The following is a 20,675-nucleotide window of genomic DNA, read 5'->3' on the forward strand; positions in this document are numbered from 1 at the left end:
ACCTGTTATGAATATATCGAAGCCTGTCGGGGCTTTTGAGTCAGTCTTTTTTTACCGGGCGTTCCCAGTTGTCAATATTACGCTGGCGTCCGCGGGCCACGGCAAGCTCGCCTGCCTCTACGTTTCGGGTAATAGTGGAACCGGCGCCGATGGTTACATTATCCGCAAGAGAAACCGGTGCGACCAGGGACGTATTGGAGCCTACAAAGACGCCGTCTCCGATGACCGTCCGGAACTTGTTCACCCCATCATAATTGCACGTAATGGTTCCTGCACCCACATTCACATTACGTCCAAGCAGGGCGTCACCCACATAGCTGAGGTGATTGATCTTGCTGCCCTCGCCCACCTCGGCCTTCTTTGTTTCCACAAAGTTGCCGACCTTGGTGCTGTCAGCCAGCTTTGTGCCAGGCCGCAGCCGTGCGAAAGGGCCTATCTGCGCAGAGCAGCCAATACTGGCCCCATCAATAACAGAATTCGCCTCAATACGAGTTCCCTGGCCAATTGTCGCGTCGCGGATAACGCAATTGGGGCCAATGCTAACGTTGTTGCCGAGCGAGACCTCGCCTTCAAAGACCACATTGACGTCAATTAGCACATCCTGACCCACTGACAGATTGCCACGCACATCCAGACGGGCAGGGTCAGCCAGGGTAGCGCCCTCGGTCATCAGGCGGTTTGCCTCCTGACGCTGGTACCATCGCTCAAGTTCCGCCAGTTGCAGCCGGTTATTCACACCCTGGACCTCATATTCATTGGTCGGCTGCGCCACCGAAATGGCCACGCCTTTGTCGGCAGCCATGGCAATAATATCGGTGAGATAGTACTCGCCCTGGGCGTTACTGTTGGACAGCTGAGGCAGCCAGTCCTTGAGGTGACGGGCCGAAACGGCGAGGATGCCGGTGTTCACTTCGGTAATGGCCTTCTGGGCATCCGATGCGTCCTTCTGTTCCACAATCGCCACTACCTTGCCGGCCTCGTCACGGAGAATGCGGCCATAGCCGTCCGGATTGGCCAGCGTTACCGTAAGCAGCCCCAGTGAATCCTCACCAACCTGGGCAACGAGCGCCTCAAGGGTTTCCGGCCGCGTCAGTGGCACATCGCCATAGAGAATCAGCACCCGGGCATCGTCGGGCAGCGCCGGTAATGCCTGAGCTACCGCGTGGCCGGTGCCCAGTTGCTGTTCCTGCAGTGCCCATTGCACATCCTGGTCCGGAGTAATGGCCTTCACTTCATCAGCACCGTGGCCAATCACCCCGTGGATGCCTTCGGCCCCGAGTTTACGGGCTGTCGCCATGACATGGTGAAGCATGGGCTTACCAGCAATGCGGTGAAGCACCTTCGGCAGGGCGGATTTCATGCGGGAGCCCTGGCCGGCGGCCAGAATTACAACGTGCAGGGATGTCATAGGTGTACCACGCTCCGGGCTGGTGGCTGATTTGGATGTATTGAACAAAAAAAGCCGCGTCCCTGGCAAATGACACTCCGGAAAGGTTCCGGTGGGTCATCCGTTTCAGGATGCGGCTCTTGTCAGGCGATCAACTGGCCGTAGGCAGATTCCGGGAACACCCGGACTCTAGCGAACGTTTTTGCGCAGTTTCTGAATAGTGCGCAGCTGGGCGGCAGCTTCTGCCAGCTCGGCTGCGGCACGGGAGTATTCAAACTCGCCTGTCTTGTTTGCCAGTGCCTTTTCAGCTTCTTTCTGGGCTTCCAGTGCCGCCGCTTCATCCACATCCTTGGCGCGGATAGCCGTATCAGCCATCAGGGTAACGAGGTTGGGCTGTACTTCCAGGTAGCCACCTGAAACGTACAGAATTTCCTCATTCCCGTCCTGCTTGATGATCCGTACTGAACCGGGTTTGAGCTCGGTCAGCAGCGGAGCATGGCCCAGCTGGATACCCAATTCACCCTCGGTGCCGGTAGCGATCAGCATCTCTACCAGCCCGGAGTAAATTTTTTCCTCGGCACTTACGACGTCACAATGTACGGTCATAGCCATTTCTAATGCCTCTTGGGTCCGAAAGTGAAGGAAGTCTTACTTCTTACTTTCCTTCTCTTTCATTGCCTTCGCCTTCTCGATCACTTCTTCAATGCCGCCGCACATATAGAAAGCCTGCTCGGGCATATCGTCGTACTCACCGTTCAGAATACCTTCAAAGCTCGCGATGGTCTCTTTCAGAGACACATACTTACCCGGAGAACCGGTAAATACTTCAGCAACGTGGAACGGCTGAGACAGGAAACGCTCGATCTTACGGGCACGGGATACGGTCAACTTGTCTTCTTCCGACAGCTCGTCCATACCCAGGATGGCGATGATGTCTTTCAGCTCCTTGTAGCGCTGAAGCACGTTCTGTACGCCACGGGCTACGTCATAGTGCTGCTCACCAATGACCAGCGGATCCAGCTGGCGAGAGGTGGAGTCGAGCGGGTCGATCGCCGGGTAGATACCCTTGGAAGCGATGTCACGGCTCAGTACCACGGTAGCGTCAAGGTGCGAGAAGGTAGTCGCCGGAGACGGGTCAGTCAGGTCGTCCGCCGGTACATAGACCGCCTGGATGGACGTGATGGAACCGGTCTTGGTGGAGGTAATACGCTCCTGCAGCTCACCCATTTCCTGGGCCAGTGTGGGCTGATAACCTACCGCGGAAGGCATACGGCCCAGCAGTGCGGATACCTCGGTACCGGCGAGGGTATAACGGTAGATGTTGTCAACGAACAACAGTACGTCACGGCCTTCGTCACGGAACTTCTCGGCCATGGTCAGGCCGGTCAGTGCCACACGCAGACGGTTTCCGGGAGGCTCGTTCATCTGCCCGTAAACCATGGCAACCTTGTCCAGTACGTTGGAATCCTTCATCTCGTAGTAGAAGTCGTTACCCTCACGGGTACGCTCACCTACACCAGCGAATACCGACAGACCGGCGTGCTCTTTGGCGATGTTGTTGATAAGTTCCATCATGTTAACGGTCTTACCAACACCCGCGCCACCGAACAGGCCAACCTTACCACCCTTGGCGAACGGGCAGATCAGGTCGATAACCTTGATGCCGGTTTCCAGCAGGTCGGCAGAGGCTGCCTGATCCGCATAGCTGGGTGCCTTACGGTGAATCGCCCATTGCTCTTCTTCACCAATTTCGCCCTGCTCGTCGATGGGACGACCCAGAACATCCATGATGCGACCCAGAGTCTGGGTGCCCACGGGTACCGAAATCGGCTTGCCGGTATTGTCTGCTCTCAGGCCACGCTTGAGGCCTTCGGTGCTGCCCATTGCGATGGTACGTACAATGCCGTCGCCCAGCTGCTGCTGGACTTCCAGAGTTGTCTCACCACCTTCAAGCAGCAGTGCGTCGTAAACGCCCGGAACGGAGTCACGTGGAAATTCCACGTCGATAACCGCGCCTATGATCTGAACGATATGTCCGCTACTCATGCTCGGTTCCTCGTTATCTTGATAGTCAATAAAACCAGTAGGATTGTGCGTCGGATCAGACCGAAGCCGCGCCGCTCACAATCTCCGAAATTTCTTGCGTAATGGCTGCCTGACGGGCCTTGTTGTAAGCCAGCTGCAGCTCGTTGATGATTTCGCCAGCGTTATCTGTCGCGCTCTTCATGGCGATCATCCGCGCAGCCTGTTCGCAGGCCAGATTCTCTACCACTCCCTGATACACCTGGGATTCGATATAACGTGGTAGCAACCCGTCCAGAATAGGGCGTGAATCCGGTTCGTAGATGTAATCCCACTGGTGACCGATGTCCTCATCAGTGCCTTCCGGCAAGGGCAGAAGCTGCTCTGCGATAGGCTTCTGGGTCATGGTGTTCACGAACTCGTTATAGATCACATAAAGGCGATCAATCTTGCCTTCCTCGAACGAATCCAGCATGACCTTGACGTTACCGATCAGCTTCTCCGCACTCGGGCTGTCACCGATATGAGTCAGCGCCGCGACCACGTTTCCGCCGTAACTGCGGAAGAATGACGCACCTTTTTGCCCGATGGCGCAGATATCAGTCTCTACACCTTTTTCTTTCCATGCACGCATTTCACGAACGAGCAGCTTGAACGCGTTGGTATTCAGACCACCACAGAGGCCCCGGTCCGAGGACACCACGATGTAACCGACACGCTTGACGTCACGCTCCTTCATGAAGGGGTGCACGTAATCCTTGTTGGATTTGGCAATATGTCCGATTGCCTGGCGCATCTTTTCCGCATAGGGCCGCGTGGCCTTCATGCGTTCCTGAGCCTTACGCATTTTACTCGCAGCCACCATTTCCATGGCGCTGGTGATCTTCTGCGTGCTCTTGATGCTTCCGATCTGATTACGTATTTCTTTTCCGACGGCCATAAGTCACTGCCTTTTCAAGTTAGACACTCATGTGGACCAACGGGCCCGCCGTAGCGGGCCTCGGGCTTACCAGCTTTGAGTGGTCTTGAATTTCTCCAGAGCAGCTTTCAGGCTGGCGGCAACATCGTCATCGTACTTGCCTTCTTCACCGATCTTGTCGAGCACGTCTTTCTGTTCGGCACGCATCCAGTCGAGCAGTTGCGCTTCGAATTTAACGACGTTGTTAACTTCGACATCATCCAGGAAGCCTTCGTTAGCTGCGAACAGCACGGTACCCATTTCCGCAACGGTCATGGGGCTGTACTGGTTCTGTTTCATCAGCTCGGTAACGCGCTGACCGTGCTCCAGCTGGTTCCGGGTGGCTTCGTCCAGGTCCGATGCGAACTGGGCGAATGCCGCCAGTTCACGGTACTGGGCGAGGGCCAGACGGATGTTACCGCCGAGCTTCTTCATGATCTTGGTCTGGGCGGAGCCACCAACCCGGGATACGGAGATACCGGCGTTCATCGCCGGACGGATACCGGAGTTGAACAGGTTGGTTTCCAGGAAGATCTGACCGTCGGTAATGGAGATCACGTTGGTCGGTACGAACGCAGAAACGTCTCCGGCCTGGGTTTCAATGATCGGCAACGCGGTCAATGAACCGGTCTTGCCCTTCACTTCACCGTTGGTGAGCTTTTCAACCTCGTCGGCGTTAATCCGGGAGGCACGCTCCAGCAGGCGGGAGTGCAGGTAGAATACGTCACCCGGATAAGCTTCACGGCCCGGCGGACGGCGCAGCAGCAGGGAGATCTGGCGGTAGGCCACAGCCTGCTTGGACAGATCATCATAGATGATCAGCGCGTCTTCGCCGCGGTCACGGAAGTACTCACCCATGGAGGTACCGGAATACGGAGCCAGGAACTGCATCGCAGCAGGATCGGCAGCGCCGGCAGCGACCACAATGGTGTGGTCCATGGCGCCATGCTCTTCCAGCTTGCGGACAACGCCCGCGATGGAAGACTGCTTCTGGCCAATGGCAACGTAGATACACTTGATGCCGGTATTCTTCTGGTTGATGATCGCGTCGATGGCGACTGCCGTCTTACCAATCTGACGGTCACCGATGATCAGCTCACGCTGGCCACGGCCGATCGGCACCATGGTGTCAATCGCTTTAAGACCAGTCTGAACCGGCTCATCAACGGATTGACGGGCGATAACGCCGGGAGCCACTTTCTCGACCGGTGAGGTGAGGGTATTGCCCAGCTCACCCTTGCCGTCGATCGGGTTACCCAGACCGTCAACAACGCGGCCCAGCAGTTCCGGACCAACCGGCACTTCCAGGATGCGGCCGGTACAACGAACCTTCTGACCTTCGGCCAGGTCTTCGTAGTCGCCCAGTACCACAGCACCAACGGAGTCACGCTCCAGGTTCAGTGCCATACCGTAAATGCCGTTGGCGAATTCAATCATCTCGCCGTACATAACATCGGCCAGACCGTGAATCCGAACGATGCCGTCGGAAACGGAGAGGATGGTACCTTCGTTTTTTGCTTCTGAAGAGATATCGAGTTTCTCGATTCTCTTCTTGATGATGTCACTGATCTCGGATGGATTCAGTTGCTGCATGCCTTTGTCCTCAAACCTTGTGCTGAAATCAGGAGCCCACGGCGTTGGCCATTCTTGCCAACTTGCCACGAACCGAAGCGTCAATAACCAGGTCGCCCGTGCGTATAACCACCCCGCCGATCAGAGACTGATCAACCGAGGATTCAAGTTCGACCTTGCGCTCCAGTTTCCTGGACAGGGCGTCGATCAATTTCTGCTGCTGCTCGGCTGTCATTTCGAACGCTGTGCTCACCTGCATCTTCACCGTGCGCTCAAGATCAGCTCGGTAGAGGCTGAACAGCTCAGATATGGCTGGCAGCAGGGCAAGACGATTGTTTTCAGCAAGAATTGACAGGAAGTTGCTGAGCGACTCGGGAAGCTGCTCTTCAAAACAGTCAGCGAGAAGCTGTGCCTTGCGTTGCTCAGCCAGGCCCGGTTTGGCCAGGATGACCTTCACCTGTTCGTTGGCCGCAACCTGAGCGGCAAAAGCCAGAGCCTGATCCCAATGATCAACAGCGTCATGGTCCTTCGCAGCATCAAAAACGGCTTTCGCGTAGGGTCGGGCTAACGTAGTCAGTTCTGCCATGGTGACCCTCGCTTAGAGTTCTGCGGCCAGCTTGTCCAGCATCTCGCTGTGAGCTTTGGCGTCTACAGAGGTTTCCAGGATCTTCTCGGCACCGGCAATGGCAATGGCTGCCACTTCTGCCCTGAGTGCATCGCGAGCCTGAACACGCTCCTGTTGAATTTCCGCCCGGGCCTGCTCGATGATCTTCTCGCCTTCTTTGCGAGCGTCATCCTTGGAGGCCTCAACGATCTGGGCGGCACGCTTGTTAGCCTGGTCGATCAGGGCTGCAGACTCTTCTTTCGCTTTCTGCAGTTCCTTGGAGGCTTTTTCCTGCGCAAGTTCCAGATCAAGGGAAGCCCGATCTGCGGCAGAGAGGCCGTCGGCAATTTTCTTCTGGCGCGCACTCATGGCCTCGGTAATCGGAGGCCATACATATTTGACGCAGAACCAGACGAAAATAGCGAAGGCAATCGTTTGCCCTATTAACGTAAGGTTTATATTCACGGCAGTGTACCTCTTGCTATTCGTTGCGTCCCGGTGTCCGTAGAGTGGGGCGCGGCCTTAACGTAACAGCACAGCGCCCGACAACTCTTTCGGCTGATTAACCAGCTACAACGAAGATTAGGTACATCGCGATACCAACACCGATCATGGGAACGGCGTCAAGCAGACCGGCCATGATGAAGGCCTTGGTTTGCAGCTGGTTGCCGAGCTCCGGCTGACGAGCAGTGGACTCGAGCAGTTTGCCACCGAGCAGACCGAAACCAATACCAGCGCCCAGGGCGCCCAGTCCGATGATCAGTGCTGCTGCAATAAATACCATTTCCATTGAAGACTCCTCAGTTTTCTCAGATAGTTAAGGGTTTATTTTCGGGTATCAGTGATCTTCGTGCGCGGCGCTGAGGTAAACCACAGCCAGCGTTGTAAAGATAAAGGCCTGCAACGTAATTACCAGAAGGTGGAAGATGGCCCAGGGTACGTTCAGGGTCCATTGAATCCAGAACGGTAACAGTGCAATCAGGATGAATATGACTTCACCAGCATACATGTTGCCAAACAGACGCAGTGCAAGGCTGATGGGCTTGATGATCAGCGCCAGTACCTCAAGTATCAGGTTGAAGGGGACCAGTGACCAGTGATTGAACGGTGTGAACGACAGCTCTTTGGCAAAACCGCCCGCGCCTTTGACCTTGAAGCTGTAGAAAAGAATCAGCAGGAACACGCCAATGGCGATGCCGAAGGTGCCGTTGGGATCGGTTGTGGGCACGATCTTGAAGTATTCCAGCCCCATGGCATGGGCAATAGAAGGTATGTAATCCACCGGAATCAGCTTCAGGGTGTTCATCAGGAAAATCCAGACGAACAGAGTCAGAGCCAGCGGTGCAATAAGCGGGTTTCTACCGTGAAAGACATCGCGCACGATGCCCTGCACAAATTCAACCGTCATTTCAACGAAGTTCTGCACGCCTGAGGGAGTATCCGTCGTAGCCCTTTTCGCCACGAACCGGAACAGCCCAAGGAAAAGCAGACCCATCGCGATGGACCAGCCCATGGTATCGACGTGAATCGCCATGAAGCCCATATCCGCGGCTTCCTGTCCGGTGCGCGCCATGGTCCAGGTGGCTTCCTCCACAACTGTGCCATCCGCCCGCTCATAACCTTCAGGCAACTTGCCATAGGTCAGGTTCGTTAGGTGGTGCTTTATATACTCTACTGGGGTATCAGCTGCCATACTGCTCTCGTCCAGTCATCGCTGTGGTTGTGGCCGGATGAACCAACGCAGAAGCGGGCCCAACGCAACCATCACAGCAAAAGTGAATAACAGAGCCGGCACATGTACAGGCTCCATTAAGATGAAAACGGCCGCAAAAAAGACGGCAGTCAGGGCCAGCTTGACGGTTTCAGCCCTGAACATGTTGCCCACCACCAGGTGCGCGTGTTGCGCGCCCTCAAACCGGTACATCCGGTGAGCAAAATACGCGTTTGGTATGACATAAATAAGACCGCCGACAAACGCGGAATAACCAGCCAAACGACTTTCTGTAAACCAGACAAGGCTCAACAAGACAATGAGCCCGGTTTCGATCGCCAGCCACTGCAGAAACGGCAACCGGTTTATACGCTTTCTGGTCGGGGACATGGAACCAGCCTGAAAAATGGTCATGCGTACGTGAAACCTGCTTCCTGTCAGCCACCCTGTCCAGACTTTATGCAAGCGCGCGAAATTATATGTGTTAACCGGTAGGTGTTCAACAGAACCAGCAGGAAAATTTGATGGAAAAATAGCCAGTTTTCCCGGCAGTTCCCAACAAAATCACACAAGTTGTGCTATGAACCGATTCAGGTCACGACATGTGGTGTTTTGGTGCTGAGTCAGTACTTTCGCACTATCGACCAATGTCACTACTTGATGTGGCCCAGGATACCATCCAGCTCGTCCAGCGAGGTGTATTCGATCACCAGCTTGCCTTTTCCACGCTGACCGTGGTCGATGGAGACACGGGCCCCGAGCCGTTCGGCCAGGTCATCCTGCAGGGCGCGGATATTGGGGTCCAGCTCTCCTTTTGCTTTCTTGCGGCCGGGAGTTTCCTGCTGCACCCGGCGAACCAGGGCCTCAGTCTGGCGTACGGACAGGGATTTGGCCACCACCTGTTTCGCCACCTGCATCTGCTGTTCCGGTTGCAGGGTCAGCATTGCGCGACCATGGCCCATTTCCAGGTCGCCGTGTTCCAGCATCACCCGCACGTCTTCGGACAGGCTGATCAGTCGCAGCAGGTTGGTGATGGTGGTGCGGGACTTGCCCACCGCTTCCGCCACCTGGGCCTGGGTCAGGCCGAACTCGTCCTGCAACCGTTGCAGGGCAAAGGCCTCTTCGATGGGGTTGAGGTTCTCGCGCTGAATATTTTCTATCAGCGCCATGGCAATAGCGGCGTCATCCGGTACGTCGCGGATGATGGCGGGAATGCTATCCAGCTCGGCCATCTGGGTGGCACGCCAGCGGCGTTCGCCGGCGATCAGCTCGAAGCGGCCTTCGGCAATCGGGCGTACCACGACCGGTTGCATTACGCCCTGCTGGCGAATGGAGTCCGCCAGTTCCTGCAGGGCTGCCGGGTCCATATCCCGCCGAGGCTGGAACCGGCCGCGCTGGATGAGGTCGATCGGAACGTCCCGGAGCTCGCCGTCGTGGTCTTTCAGCTCCTGATCCAGGTTTACCCTGGAGCCCTGCAACAAAGCGCCCAGTCCGCGCTCACCCAGTCCTCGTTTCTTCGCCGCCATGGTGTTTGTCATTCTTCCCGATGAAAAATCTGTGTGCAAAGGAGAGGTAGTTTACACGGCAACGGCCGCGGATGTCTTTTGTGAACCATGCCGGCGAACCATTTCGCCAGCCAGGGCCAGGTAAGCAATCGCACCTTTGGAGGCCCGATCATACTTGAGCGCCGGCATGCCGTAACTGGGTGCCTCGGCCAGCCGGACATTGCGGGGAATCACCGCCTTGTACACCTTCTCGCCGAAGAACTCACTGAGCTGGCCGGAAACATCCAGGGTCAGGCTGTTACGGGGGTCGTACATGGTCCGCAGGATGCCTTCCACCTGCAGGTCCGGATTCACGGTTTCCTGAATCTGCTCAACCGTGTTCATCAGCGCCGCCAGACCTTCCAGTGCGTAATACTCACACTGCATGGGGATCAGCACGGTATCCGCCGCCGAGAGCGCATTGACCGTCAGCAGGCTGAGGGAGGGCGGGCAATCAATAAGAATGTAGTCGTAGTTTTCCCGCACCTTATTGAGGGCCAGACGCAGGCGGTGCTCACGACCGATTTCGTTCATCAGTTCCACTTCGGCGGCAGTCAGGTCACCGTTGGCCGGCAGGATGTCGAAGCCGGATGCCTCCGCCCGGAAAATCACTTCCGCGGCGGTGGCCCTTTTGGTCAGCATGTCGTAGCCGGAACGCTCCAGTGCGTTCTTGTCCACGCCGCTGCCCATGGTGGCATTGCCCTGTGGGTCCATATCCACCAGCAGCACACGGCGCTTGGTCGCGGCCAGCGAAGCAGCCAGGTTGACGCAGGTGGTGGTTTTCCCCACACCGCCTTTCTGATTGGTCACTGCAATCACACGCGCCATGACTAGCCTCCTGTCCTGAAATTCTGATGGCTGGCATCCCGTCCGATCACCAGCAGATGCCGGTCGCCGTCGGAGCCGGGCACCGATAATGAGTGCCGGGATCTGAGTTGCCACCCCGCCGGTAGGGCAGCTACCTCATCATCCGGAAACTGGCCTTTCATGGCAAGGAACTCGCCACCATCCGCGAGCAGATGCCCGCACCAGGCGACAATATTTTCCAGCGCCGTGAACGCCCGGCTGCTGATCTGGCGATACTGGATTGCGGGATCGCAGCTCTCCGCCCGGCCATGGATAATCTCCACGTTTTTCAGGCCCAGCTCCAGCACACACTGGGTGAGGAACCGGGTTTTCTTGCTGTTGCTGTCCAGCAGGGTAAACCGCTTATGGGGCAAGGCAATGGCCAGGGGAATACCCGGCAAACCACCACCGGCGCCCACATCCAGCAAATGATCAGCGGTGATGAACGGCAGGATGCTCAGGCTGTCCAGTAACTGGCGCGAAACCATCTCCCGCGGCTCCCGAACGGCCGTGAGATTATACGCCCGATTCCATTTGTTGAGCAGTGCCAGAAACGCCAGTAGCTGTTGCTGGCTGGCCTGATCGAGCTCCAGATTCAGGTCAGCCAGACCCTGGGCGAGCTGGCGTTGCCAGAGTGCGTCGCTCATGGGTGCGCTCAGGCGGACTGTTTGCGCAGAAGATCGCGCTTCTTCAGATGCACCAGCACCTGGGAAATAGCCGCTGGAGTGACGCCCTGGATTCGGGAGGCCTGGGCCACGGTTTCCGGCCGGACTTCCTTGAGCTTCTGCCTGATCTCGTTGGACAGGCCGCCGATGGCGTCAAAATCAATATCATCCGGCAGGCGGGTGTTCTCGTTCCGGCGCAGGCGCTCAATCTCATCCGTCTGGCGGGAGATGTAGCCTTCGTACTTGATCTCGATCTCCACCTGGTCCGCAACGATCGGATCGTCTGCAATCCCGTCTGCCATCTGTGCAATATGGCTGTAGTTGATCTCCGGGCGCCGCAGCAGTTCCGCCAGGGTCTGGTCACGATTCATGGGCTGGCGCAGGAAGCTGTTGGCAGCGTCGCCACCGGCCGTGCCCGGATGAATACGGGTGGTTTCCAGGCGGTTGCGCTCTGCTGCGATAGCGTCACGCTTGGTATTGAATGCCTGCCAGCGCTGCTCATCCACGACCCCCAGCTTGTGGCCGGTTTCGGTCAGGCGCAGGTCGGCATTGTCTTCCCGCAGAATCAGCCGGTATTCGGCACGGCTGGTGAACATGCGGTACGGCTCGGAGGTACCCATGGTAATGAGGTCGTCCACCAGGACGCCGAGATAGGCTTCGTCGCGACGAGGATACCACTCGTCTTTCTCCTGGGCTCGCAATGCCGCGTTGATACCCGCCAGCAGCCCCTGGGCGCCGGCTTCTTCGTAGCCGGTAGTGCCGTTGATCTGGCCGGCAAAATACAGGCCCTGGATAAACTTGGTTTCCAGGGTGTGGCGCAGGTCCTGGGGGTTCAGGAAATCGTACTCGATGGCGTAGCCGGGCCGGGTAATGTGGGCGTGTTCGAAGCCTGGAATGGTGCGCACGGCCGCCAGCTGAATATCAAACGGCAGACTGGTGGAAATGCCGTTGGGATACAGCTCGTTGGTGGTCAGGCCTTCCGGCTCCACGAAAATCTGGTGCGAGTCCTTGTCCGCAAAGCGGCTGACCTTGTCCTCGATGGACGGGCAGTAACGGGGCCCGATGCCTTCTATGTTGCCGGCAAACATGGGAGACCGGTCAAAGCCGCTGCGGATGATGTCGTGGGTCTGCTCAGTCGTACGGGTTACGTAGCAACACACCTGCTCCGGGTGCTGGTCGCGGGAACCGAGAAAAGACATCACCGGCGCCGGATCGTCACCCCATTGCTCCTGCATCACGGAAAAATCCACACTGCGGGCATCGATGCGGGGTGGGGTACCGGTCTTCAGACGGCCGACGTTGAATGGCAACTCCCGAAGGCGCTGTGCAAGGGCGTTGGCGGGGGCGTCGCCGGCCCGGCCACCTGAGTGTTGCTGCATGCCGATGTGGATAACACCACCCAGGAAGGTGCCGGTCGTCAGCACCACTGTCGGCGCGCGGAAACGGATGCCGGACTGGGTCACCACCCCGGTGATGCGCTCGCCCTCAACGATCAGATCGTCGGCGGCCTGCTGGAACAGGGTCAGGTTGGGCTGGTTTTCAAGGATTTCGCGAATGGCGGCCTTGTACAGTACCCGGTCCGCCTGGGCGCGGGTGGCGCGAACAGCCGGTCCCTTACGGGAATTGAGTACCCGGAACTGAATACCCGCTTTATCAGTGGCCATCGCCATGGCACCACCCAGGGCATCGATTTCCTTCACCAAGTGGCTCTTGCCAATACCGCCAATGGCCGGGTTACAGGACATCTGGCCCAGGGTTTCAATATTGTGGGTCAGCAGCAGGGTCCGGGAACCCATGCGCGCAGCCGCCAGCGCGGCTTCAGTGCCGGCATGGCCACCACCAATGACAATCACATCGAAACGGCTCGGATAATCCACAACATCACCTCGGCAAACGGGGTATCAGAAAAATTCTGGGTATTGAAAAACAGCCTGAAAATCAGGGCGGGGAGTATAACGCCTCACCCGGTAAATTGCAGTCAGAATGTGCAAATTTTAACCAGACGGTGTGGTCTGGGAAACCCCCGAAGCGTCATGACCGCAATATCGGACGTTCCACGGCGAGTTTCACAGATAGTGGATAACCGAAATCCGAAAAATTTCAGCGTGTTGTAGACACCTTCTCAGAAAACTTTTCAAGAAAGTTATCCACATTCACAGAGTCCGTTCGGAAGGCCTTAAATGCCAGTTAAGACTCTGTTTTTAAATAATTATCGTAATTTTAATCAGAGCTTATCCGAAGGTTATCCCATTATTTATCCACAATCTGAGTGCCTCAGGCAGGGACCCTCAGAACTTATCCATTTCTTTTGATTGTGGCGCCGTGGCCATACCCCGGCCGCCGCCAGACCCGGCGGCCAGCCTCTCCAATTCCAGGCTGACCGCATTGCTGGATTTGGCAAATCTCGCCAGCAGGTTGTACAGCACGGGAATGATGAACAGGGTCAGGGTGGTGGCAAAGATCAGCCCGCCAAGGATTACGATGCCGATGGAAGCCCGGCTTTCAGCGCCGGCACCGGTTGCCAGCACCAGCGGTATCGCACCAAAGACCGTGGAGATAGTCGTCATCAATACCGGTCGGAAGCGCAGGATCGCGCCCTCCAGAATGGCCTCTCGGACTTCGTAGCCCCTGTCCCGTAACTGGTTGGCGAACTCGACGATCAATATCCCGTTCTTGGCCATCAGCCCGAGCAGCATAATGATGCCGATCTGGCTGTAGATGTTCAGAGTGATGCCGGAGAAATAGAGCGCATAGAGTGCACCGGTAACCGCCAGCGGCACCGACAGCATGATGATCATCGGGTGGATCCAGCTCTCAAACTGCGCCGCCAGCACCAGGAAAACGATCACGAACGCCAGTCCGAAGGTCACATAGATAGCCGCTGAGGACTCCTGGAACTCCCGGCTCAGGCCCTTGAAACTGACCCGGGCCTCGGGGGGCAGGTTATCCACAGCGAGATTGTTCAGGTAACTCAATGCCGAACCCAGATCATAGCCATCGGCCAGGGAACCACTGATTACCACCGCCGGCAGACGATCAATACGCCGCAGATCCGGGTTGGCGCCCACCTCTTCGATCGTCACCAGGGCTTCCAGGGGAATCAGATCGCCGCCCTGCCGAGGCCGCAGGAACACGCGCCCAAGATCATTGGGGGTAGCCCGGTCGATATCGGCCGCCTGCACGATGACATCGTATTCCCGCCCCCGGTCCAGGTAGGTGGTTACCTGTCTTGAGGCCAGCATGGTCTGCAGGGTCAGACCCACGTCTTCCACGGTAACGTCAAGATCCGCAGCCCGCTCCCGGTCGATGGTGACGTTCAGTTCCGGGCGCGTCAGCTCGAAGTCGGTCTCCAGGCTGAGGAGATTGGGGTTTGCTTTCGCCCGTTCGACAATTTCCTCACTCCACGCCTGTACCGATTCATAGTCCGGGCCGCCAATGACAAATTCCACAGGCTGATTGAAGCCACGCTGTCCGAGGCCCGGTGGGTTCACCGCCACGGATCGCACGCCCGGAATATCTGCCAGCTTGTCACGAAGCTCACTGGTGATCTGCTGCTGCTTGATCTCCCGCTCGTCCCAGGGAGCCAGTCCCATGATCATGAAGGCATTGTCCGCCTCGTTGCGGAACCCGACGATGGAGAGTAACCGTGTGGCACTGCCATCTTCCAGATAGGGCAGCAACTGTTCCTCCGCCTTGCGGACATGGTGGTCGGTATATTCCACCGTGGAGCCACGGGGCGCGCTGGTGGGCATGATGATCACACCACGGTCCTCGGTGGGGGCGAGCTCCTGCGGCAATTGCGGGAACACCACGACTGCCATGATCAGCCCCACCACACCAAGACCCAGTAACAGTCCCGGCTGGCGCAGGGAGAAACGCAACATGCGCGCATAACCGTTGGTGAGGCCGTTGAGGGCTCGCTCACTGGCGGCCCAGAGACGATGGCCCTCTTCCGTTTCCGGACTGTGTCTCAGCCACTTGGAACACAGCATGGGCGCCAGGGTTAATGCCACCAGGCTGGACACCACCACTGCAGCCGCCAGGGTAAAACCGAACTCCGCAAACAGGCGGCCCACGTTACCCCCCATGAAGGAGATGGGCACGAACACCGCAATCAGGGTCAGGGTAGTGGCAATAACCGCAAATGCCACCTGCCTGGCCCCACGATAGGCCGCCAGCAGAGGCGGTTCACCATCGTCGATGCGGCGCTGGATGTTCTCCAGCATCACGATGGCATCGTCCACCACCAGGCCGATGGCCAGAATCACCGCCAGCAGCGTCAGTACGTTAATTGAAAACCCGAGTGCTCCAAGACCGATGAATGCACCTATGACAGCAACCGGTATGGTCACCGCCGGAATCAGCGTTGCCCGCCAGGAGCGCAGAAACATGAAGATGACGAGAATAACCAGCGACACGGCAATGGCCAGAGTGACGATCACTTCCTTGATCGAGGCCCTGATGAAAATGGATTCGTCGTAGCTTTCGGCGATGGTGACTTCCGGAGGAAGCGTTTCACGGATTCTGTCCAGCTCCGCCCTTACCAGGTCAGACACCGCCACGGTATTGGACTTGGACTGGCGGATAATACCCATACCAATGGCTGTCTGACCGTTGGCCCGCAGGCGGCTGGTGTCGGACTCCACGCCCATCTGCACATTGGCAACCTCGCCCAGACGCAACAGGTCGTTGCCATCACGGCGGATCACCAGATTGCGGAATTCCTCCACCTCCGACAGACGTCCCTTGGCGCGCACCGTGAAGTCGCGGGTGGACGACTCGACCGAACCGGCCGGCAATTCCACATTGTTGGATCGCAGGGCCTGCTCCACCTCGGAGACGGTAATATCCCGTGCCGCCAGCCGTTCCCGATCCAGCCACACCCGGATCGCATAACGGCGCTCACCGCCGATGCGCACATCGGCCACGCCATCAAGCACGGACAGACGGTCAGCCAGTACCCGGTCGGCGAAATCGCTGAGTTCGGCGCTGTCCCAGACATCACTACGGAGGGTAATCCACATCATCGGGCGGGCATCGGAATCCGCCTTGCGCACCACCGGTGGGTCGGCTTCCTGGGGCAGGTTATTGGCAACACGGGCGACCGCATCGCGGACATCGTTAGCGGCAATATCCACATTGCGGGAGGTATTGAATTCGATGGAGGTGCGGGATTCGCCCTGTTCGGTGCTGGACTCGATGGAACGGATACCTTCAATGCCACTGATGGCGCCTTCGATAACCTGGGTGATCTGGGTATCCACCACCTCGGCCGCGGCGCCGGTGTAATCGGTGGAAATGGAGACCACTGGGGGATCAATATCCGGGTACTCACGCACGGGCAGGCCACGGAGGGCCGCCAGACCAAATACCAGGATCAAAAGACTGATGACGGTAGCGAAAACCGGCCGCTTGATGGAAATGTCCGAAAGGATCATGGATCAGGACTCCGGAGAACTGGCAAAACGGTTGTCCGGAATCGCCTTGTCGTCATCCACAACCTCAATACGGTCGCCACTGCTGAGACGATCCTGACCGGTAATAATCACCCGGTCTTCCTGCGATAGTCCCTCCGACACCTCCACCCAGCCCGGTGACCTGGAACCCAGTGAAACAGACACGCGACGGGCGACACCATCTTCAGCAATGAACACATACTTGTCGGCGCCCCGGATCATCACCGCCTGTTCAGGGATAACCAGTGCCTCCCGCTCCCGCAGGGTCAGGTTAACGGACATGAACTGCCCCGGGCGCAATCGGCCATCGGGATTGTCGATTACCGCGCGCACTGGCAATGTTCGGCTAAGTTCACTGACCCGGGTACCGAGTTCCACCAGTTCACCCCGGAAACTTTCATCGGAATAGGCCGGTGATGTTCCACGGACGTTCTGCCCAATCCGGATCTGACCCAGGAAGCGCTCGGGAATTGAAAACCCGAGCTCCATGCGGTCTGTTGAGTCGAGGGTGGTTACCGAGGTCCCGGCACTGAGGTAAGTGCCGAGGCTGATATCACTGAGCCCGACCACACCCTCGAACGGTGCTTCAATTCGGTGGTTGTCGAGGCGAGTCCGGGCTGATTCGCGCTGGGCCTCAGCCACATCCATGGCAGTGCGAAGTTCATCCACCTGGGACCGGGAAATACTGTTGTTGGCCTGCAGCCGCTGCGCCCGCTCAAACTGGCGACGGGCATCCGCCAAGGTGGCTTCCGCTACTTGCAGATCAGCCCTAGCCTGGCGATCGTCCAGTCTCAGCAGCAACTGCCCACGCTCAACCCGCTTACCGCTGTCGAGGTTCATTTCCACCACACGGCCACTGACCTCGGTGGTCAACTCCACCTGATCGAGGGCCCGCAGGTTACCCACAGCGTTGACGGAATCCCGAACCACCTCCATGGCAGGACTGATCGCATTGACCTTGCTTGCCGGGCGTTGTGTCTGGGTATTCTCAGTCTCCTCCTGGGCAAGATACTGCCAGGAGAAAGCACCTCCCGCAGCCACGACAACAAGTACCACGGCGATAAGCCATTGCTTTAACATAGTTTTCTCAGTCCGTCCGAATTCTGGTTTCGCCACCACTGGTACTGGCAGACACCCGTTATTTCTTGCTGATCACCAGTACAATCTCCCCCACGTCTATCCCCCACTTGCTCATGGTTGTCTGGTTTATCAGGGTGTCAGGTGTGACCAGATACATCCAATCGTCCATGCGGACGTCAATAGTGCCATCACCATAGGCCACCCGCAGCACATAATTCATGTGGATGGCGTTACCCTCCCAGCGCATGGTGCCTGGCTCCACCACATCCCCGGCGTCCGCATGCAGGGCGCCGTTATCGGGTGTAAGTGTCCAAACCCGGGTTTGCACCTCGCCGTCATCAAACCGGAATTCTTCGTCCAGCGTACCAACGCCGTTACTGTCCCAACTGGCCGAAATGTCTGCGTCGAACGTACGGATCACTTCACCCGAGAAGTCCTTGACCACGCCGCGGGCGGAAAGTTCGCCAGTGAAGAACTGCTGGGGGGTCAATACCGGTTTCCGGTCCCTGTAGTCTTCCAGGGCAGGCCCGGCACAACCAGCAAGCAGGGCTGAGGATAACAATACCCACAGAAAGCGGGGCAGACCAGTGACGACCTTCAATCCGGTTGAACTTTGCATGACGTTTACACTCTCGGGACGATTTGGAATCAATTCGTGGCCTTTGAAATACGCCCGGATCGCCATTGCCGATCATTGTCAGGGCTGGTGTTGATCAATTTCGTCATTTCAGCCAATTGTCCATTCTGACAACGGCCGTGGCTATTTCCGTCAATGGCAGATCGCCGGCAATGCCGTAAAACATCGGGCAATGGAAGGCTATCGGCCTTCGCCAACGCTCGACACAGAATCACAGAGGTATAGTCATGCCGGTCTATAAGGCGCCCCTGCGCGACATGAAATTCCTGCTCAACGAGGTTTTTGATTACCCCGGGCACTATACCCGGCTACAGAGCGGTGAAAACGCCACGCCGGATATTGTTGACGCCATACTTAATGAGTGCGGCCGCTTCTGCGAAGAAGTACTGAGCCCGCTCTACCAGAGTGGTGATGAAGAGGGCTGCAAGCTGGAGAATGGCGAGGTGACGACTCCGAAGGGCTACCGCGAAGCCTACCAGCAATACGCCATGGGCGGATGGCAGGGCCTGTCTGCACCGGAAGAGTTCGGTGGTCAGGGTCTTCCTGCGTCCATGGGGCTGCTGAAACAGGAAATGATGGGCACTGCCAACTGGCCTTTTTCGATGTACCCGGGCCTGTCCATGGGTGCCATGAACACGATCTTCCTCCACGGCAGCGAGGATCAGAAGCAGACTTACCTGTCGCCACTGACGGAAGGCCGCTGGGGCGGCACCATGTGCCTGACCGAACCCCAGTGTGGTACCGACCTTGGTCAGGTCAAGACCAAGGCAGAACCACAGGAAGATGGCAGTTATAAGCTATCCGGCACCAAGATCTTCATCTCCTCCGGTGACCACGACCTTACCGAGAATATCGTACACATTGTGCTGGCCCGTCTGCCCAATGCCCCCAAGGGCACTCGGGGTATCAGTCTGTTTATCGTGCCCAAATTCCTGCCGAACGCTGATGGCGGCGTTGGTGAGCGCAACGGTGTTACCTGTGGCAGCCTGGAAAAGAAAATGGGCATCAAGGCCTCGGCTACCTGCGTACTGAACTTTGACGATGCCACCGGTTTCCTGATCGGCCCGGAGAACGAAGGCCTGAACTGCATGTTCACCTTTATGAACACCGCCCGGATTGGCACCGCCATCCAGGGCGTGGGGCCTGCGGAACTTTCCTACCAATGGGCGCTGGATTATGCCAGGGAACGTCGCTCCATGCGGGCGCTGTCCGGCAAGAAAGAACCGGACCAGCCTGCAGACGCGCTGATTCATCACGCCGATGTGCGCCGCATGCTGCTGACCCAGAAAGCTATTGCAGAAGGTGGCCGTGCAATGCTGTATTACGCCGCACGCCTGGCTGACCATATGGTGGAAGGCCACGCTGCCGGCGACGACAGGAAAGCGGACGCTTACGATGACAAGCTGGGCTTCCTGACCCCGATACTGAAAGGTTTCCTGACCGAACTGGGTAACGAGGCGGCCAACCTTGGTGTTCAGGTATTCGGCGGCCACGGTTACATCCGTGAACACGGTATGGAACAGATCGTCCGGGATACCCGCATTGCCACCCTCTACGAAGGCACCACCGGTATCCAGGCGCTGGACCTGCTTGGCCGCAAGGTGTTGCTGATGACCCAGGGCGGGGCAGTGCGGGAGTTCACTCTCAGGGTTGCCAACTTTGCCCGCAAGACACTGACCGACAAACGGGTGAGGCCTTTCGCCGTGGAGTTGCTCAAACTTACGGCCCAGTGGAACCTGCTCACGGTGCGCCTGATGCTGGCAGCCCGCAAGGACCGCGACATGGTCAGTTCCGCCGCCAACGACTTCCTGATGTACAGCGGTTACGTCACCATGGCTTATATGTGGGCGCGAATGGCCGCTGTCGCCTCCGAAAAACTCGACAAGGGCGGGGACGATTCAGCGGAATTCTACCGTGCCAAACTGGCCACGGCCGAGTTCTACTACGAGCGCCTCCTGCCAAGAGCGCAGGCCCACGCCACCAGCATGCTCAGCCCCAGCAAGAACCTGATGCAACTGGATTCCGACGACATGAGCTTTACCGTCTGATTGTCCAGCCCTGTCCCTGAAGAGGAGTCTTTCGACTCCTCTTTTTTTTGTCTTCCCGTTAATCCCTCGTGATCAATGAGTTATCTGTCGTGATATACAACATTGACATTTATCAATTGTTTAATGAGAATCATTCGCACCTTAT

At 57.5% G+C, this 20,675-nt stretch carries 18 protein-coding genes; 1 reads left to right on the forward strand and 17 read right to left on the reverse strand.

Annotation, left to right across the window (positions count from 1 at the left end; genetic code table 11):
• Positions 1-40: 40 nt before the first annotated feature.
• The 17 genes from glmU to QPM17_RS17405 form a co-directional block, all read right to left on the reverse strand.
• Positions 41-1,408 carry a bifunctional UDP-N-acetylglucosamine diphosphorylase/glucosamine-1-phosphate N-acetyltransferase GlmU gene (gene glmU, locus QPM17_RS17325; protein ID WP_285392278.1) on the reverse strand — a complete coding sequence of 456 codons (1,368 nt, stop codon included), beginning with the start codon at positions 1,406-1,408 and terminating at the stop codon, positions 41-43.
• Between the two features lie 168 nt (positions 1,409-1,576).
• Complete coding sequence (locus tag QPM17_RS17330) at positions 1,577-1,999, reverse strand: F0F1 ATP synthase subunit epsilon (RefSeq protein ID WP_285392280.1); 423 nt, start codon at positions 1,997-1,999, stop codon at positions 1,577-1,579.
• 36 nt (positions 2,000-2,035) lie between these two features.
• Positions 2,036-3,433 (reverse strand): F0F1 ATP synthase subunit beta, encoded by a 1,398-nt coding sequence (atpD, locus tag QPM17_RS17335; protein ID WP_285392282.1) that lies wholly within the window; start codon positions 3,431-3,433, stop codon positions 2,036-2,038.
• Between the two features lie 55 nt (positions 3,434-3,488).
• The gene (gene atpG, locus QPM17_RS17340) at positions 3,489-4,349 is read right to left on the reverse strand and encodes a F0F1 ATP synthase subunit gamma (RefSeq protein ID WP_285392284.1); all 861 of its coding nucleotides are present in this window, start codon (positions 4,347-4,349) and stop codon (positions 3,489-3,491) included.
• A gap of 66 nt (positions 4,350-4,415) precedes the next feature.
• Positions 4,416-5,960: a F0F1 ATP synthase subunit alpha gene (gene atpA, locus QPM17_RS17345; RefSeq protein WP_285392286.1), complete on the reverse strand. Its 1,545-nt coding sequence runs from the start codon at positions 5,958-5,960 to the stop codon at positions 4,416-4,418.
• Between the two features lie 28 nt (positions 5,961-5,988).
• The gene (locus QPM17_RS17350) at positions 5,989-6,525 is read right to left on the reverse strand and encodes a F0F1 ATP synthase subunit delta (RefSeq protein ID WP_285392288.1); all 537 of its coding nucleotides are present in this window, start codon (positions 6,523-6,525) and stop codon (positions 5,989-5,991) included.
• A gap of 12 nt (positions 6,526-6,537) precedes the next feature.
• A complete protein-coding gene (locus QPM17_RS17355; RefSeq protein WP_150991184.1) occupies positions 6,538-7,008 on the reverse strand; it encodes a F0F1 ATP synthase subunit B in 471 nt (156 codons plus the stop codon).
• A gap of 97 nt (positions 7,009-7,105) precedes the next feature.
• Positions 7,106-7,333, reverse strand: a complete 228-nt coding sequence (gene atpE / locus QPM17_RS17360; RefSeq protein WP_027830230.1) for a F0F1 ATP synthase subunit C — start codon at positions 7,331-7,333, stop codon at positions 7,106-7,108.
• Between the two features lie 48 nt (positions 7,334-7,381).
• A complete protein-coding gene (gene atpB, locus QPM17_RS17365; RefSeq protein WP_285392291.1) occupies positions 7,382-8,236 on the reverse strand; it encodes a F0F1 ATP synthase subunit A in 855 nt (284 codons plus the stop codon).
• Between the two features lie 15 nt (positions 8,237-8,251).
• Positions 8,252-8,668, reverse strand: coding sequence for an ATP synthase subunit I (locus QPM17_RS17370; protein WP_285392292.1), 417 nt, complete (start codon positions 8,666-8,668; stop codon positions 8,252-8,254).
• A gap of 239 nt (positions 8,669-8,907) precedes the next feature.
• On the reverse strand, positions 8,908-9,780 hold the full coding sequence (locus QPM17_RS17375; RefSeq protein ID WP_285392293.1) for a ParB/RepB/Spo0J family partition protein: 873 nt from the start codon (positions 9,778-9,780) through the stop codon (positions 8,908-8,910).
• 51 nt (positions 9,781-9,831) lie between these two features.
• Positions 9,832-10,626 (reverse strand): ParA family protein, encoded by a 795-nt coding sequence (locus tag QPM17_RS17380; protein ID WP_285392295.1) that lies wholly within the window; start codon positions 10,624-10,626, stop codon positions 9,832-9,834.
• Positions 10,627-10,628: 2 nt separating this feature from the next.
• Positions 10,629-11,291, reverse strand: coding sequence for a 16S rRNA (guanine(527)-N(7))-methyltransferase RsmG (rsmG, locus tag QPM17_RS17385; protein WP_285392297.1), 663 nt, complete (start codon positions 11,289-11,291; stop codon positions 10,629-10,631).
• Positions 11,292-11,299: 8 nt separating this feature from the next.
• A complete protein-coding gene (mnmG, locus tag QPM17_RS17390; protein ID WP_285392299.1) occupies positions 11,300-13,186 on the reverse strand; it encodes a tRNA uridine-5-carboxymethylaminomethyl(34) synthesis enzyme MnmG in 1,887 nt (628 codons plus the stop codon).
• A 411-nt stretch (positions 13,187-13,597) separates the two neighbouring features.
• Positions 13,598-16,747 (reverse strand): efflux RND transporter permease subunit, encoded by a 3,150-nt coding sequence (locus QPM17_RS17395; RefSeq protein ID WP_285392301.1) that lies wholly within the window; start codon positions 16,745-16,747, stop codon positions 13,598-13,600.
• 3 nt (positions 16,748-16,750) lie between these two features.
• Positions 16,751-17,845: an efflux RND transporter periplasmic adaptor subunit gene (locus tag QPM17_RS17400; protein ID WP_285392303.1), complete on the reverse strand. Its 1,095-nt coding sequence runs from the start codon at positions 17,843-17,845 to the stop codon at positions 16,751-16,753.
• 58 nt (positions 17,846-17,903) lie between these two features.
• Complete coding sequence (locus tag QPM17_RS17405) at positions 17,904-18,464, reverse strand: DUF3833 domain-containing protein (protein WP_285392305.1); 561 nt, start codon at positions 18,462-18,464, stop codon at positions 17,904-17,906.
• A gap of 245 nt (positions 18,465-18,709) precedes the next feature.
• On the opposite strand from QPM17_RS17405, the gene QPM17_RS17410 reads away from it, so the two are divergent.
• The gene (locus QPM17_RS17410) at positions 18,710-20,530 is read left to right on the forward strand and encodes an acyl-CoA dehydrogenase C-terminal domain-containing protein (RefSeq protein ID WP_285392307.1); all 1,821 of its coding nucleotides are present in this window, start codon (positions 18,710-18,712) and stop codon (positions 20,528-20,530) included.
• Positions 20,531-20,675: the final 145 nt, after the last annotated feature.

The organism is Marinobacter azerbaijanicus (genome assembly GCF_030250645.1).
Lineage (GTDB): Bacteria > Pseudomonadota > Gammaproteobacteria > Pseudomonadales > Oleiphilaceae > Marinobacter > Marinobacter azerbaijanicus.

Coding starts and splice junctions, on each gene's coding strand:
- QPM17_RS17375 (WP_285392293.1), bottom strand. CDS start 9,780: ATGGCGGCGAAGAAACGAGGACTGGGTGAGCGCGGACTGGGCGCTTTG.
- QPM17_RS17410 (WP_285392307.1), top strand. CDS start 18,710: ATGCCGGTCTATAAGGCGCCCCTGCGCGACATGAAATTCCTGCTCAAC.
- atpD (WP_285392282.1), bottom strand. CDS start 3,433: ATGAGTAGCGGACATATCGTTCAGATCATAGGCGCGGTTATCGACGTG.
- QPM17_RS17350 (WP_285392288.1), bottom strand. CDS start 6,525: ATGGCAGAACTGACTACGTTAGCCCGACCCTACGCGAAAGCCGTTTTT.
- atpG (WP_285392284.1), bottom strand. CDS start 4,349: ATGGCCGTCGGAAAAGAAATACGTAATCAGATCGGAAGCATCAAGAGC.
- QPM17_RS17405 (WP_285392305.1), bottom strand. CDS start 18,464: ATGCAAAGTTCAACCGGATTGAAGGTCGTCACTGGTCTGCCCCGCTTT.
- QPM17_RS17400 (WP_285392303.1), bottom strand. CDS start 17,845: ATGTTAAAGCAATGGCTTATCGCCGTGGTACTTGTTGTCGTGGCTGCG.
- atpE (WP_027830230.1), bottom strand. CDS start 7,333: ATGGAAATGGTATTTATTGCAGCAGCACTGATCATCGGACTGGGCGCC.
- atpA (WP_285392286.1), bottom strand. CDS start 5,960: ATGCAGCAACTGAATCCATCCGAGATCAGTGACATCATCAAGAAGAGA.
- rsmG (WP_285392297.1), bottom strand. CDS start 11,291: ATGAGCGACGCACTCTGGCAACGCCAGCTCGCCCAGGGTCTGGCTGAC.
- QPM17_RS17380 (WP_285392295.1), bottom strand. CDS start 10,626: ATGGCGCGTGTGATTGCAGTGACCAATCAGAAAGGCGGTGTGGGGAAA.
- QPM17_RS17370 (WP_285392292.1), bottom strand. CDS start 8,668: ATGACCATTTTTCAGGCTGGTTCCATGTCCCCGACCAGAAAGCGTATA.
- atpB (WP_285392291.1), bottom strand. CDS start 8,236: ATGGCAGCTGATACCCCAGTAGAGTATATAAAGCACCACCTAACGAAC.
- QPM17_RS17395 (WP_285392301.1), bottom strand. CDS start 16,747: ATGATCCTTTCGGACATTTCCATCAAGCGGCCGGTTTTCGCTACCGTC.
- glmU (WP_285392278.1), bottom strand. CDS start 1,408: ATGACATCCCTGCACGTTGTAATTCTGGCCGCCGGCCAGGGCTCCCGC.
- QPM17_RS17330 (WP_285392280.1), bottom strand. CDS start 1,999: ATGGCTATGACCGTACATTGTGACGTCGTAAGTGCCGAGGAAAAAATT.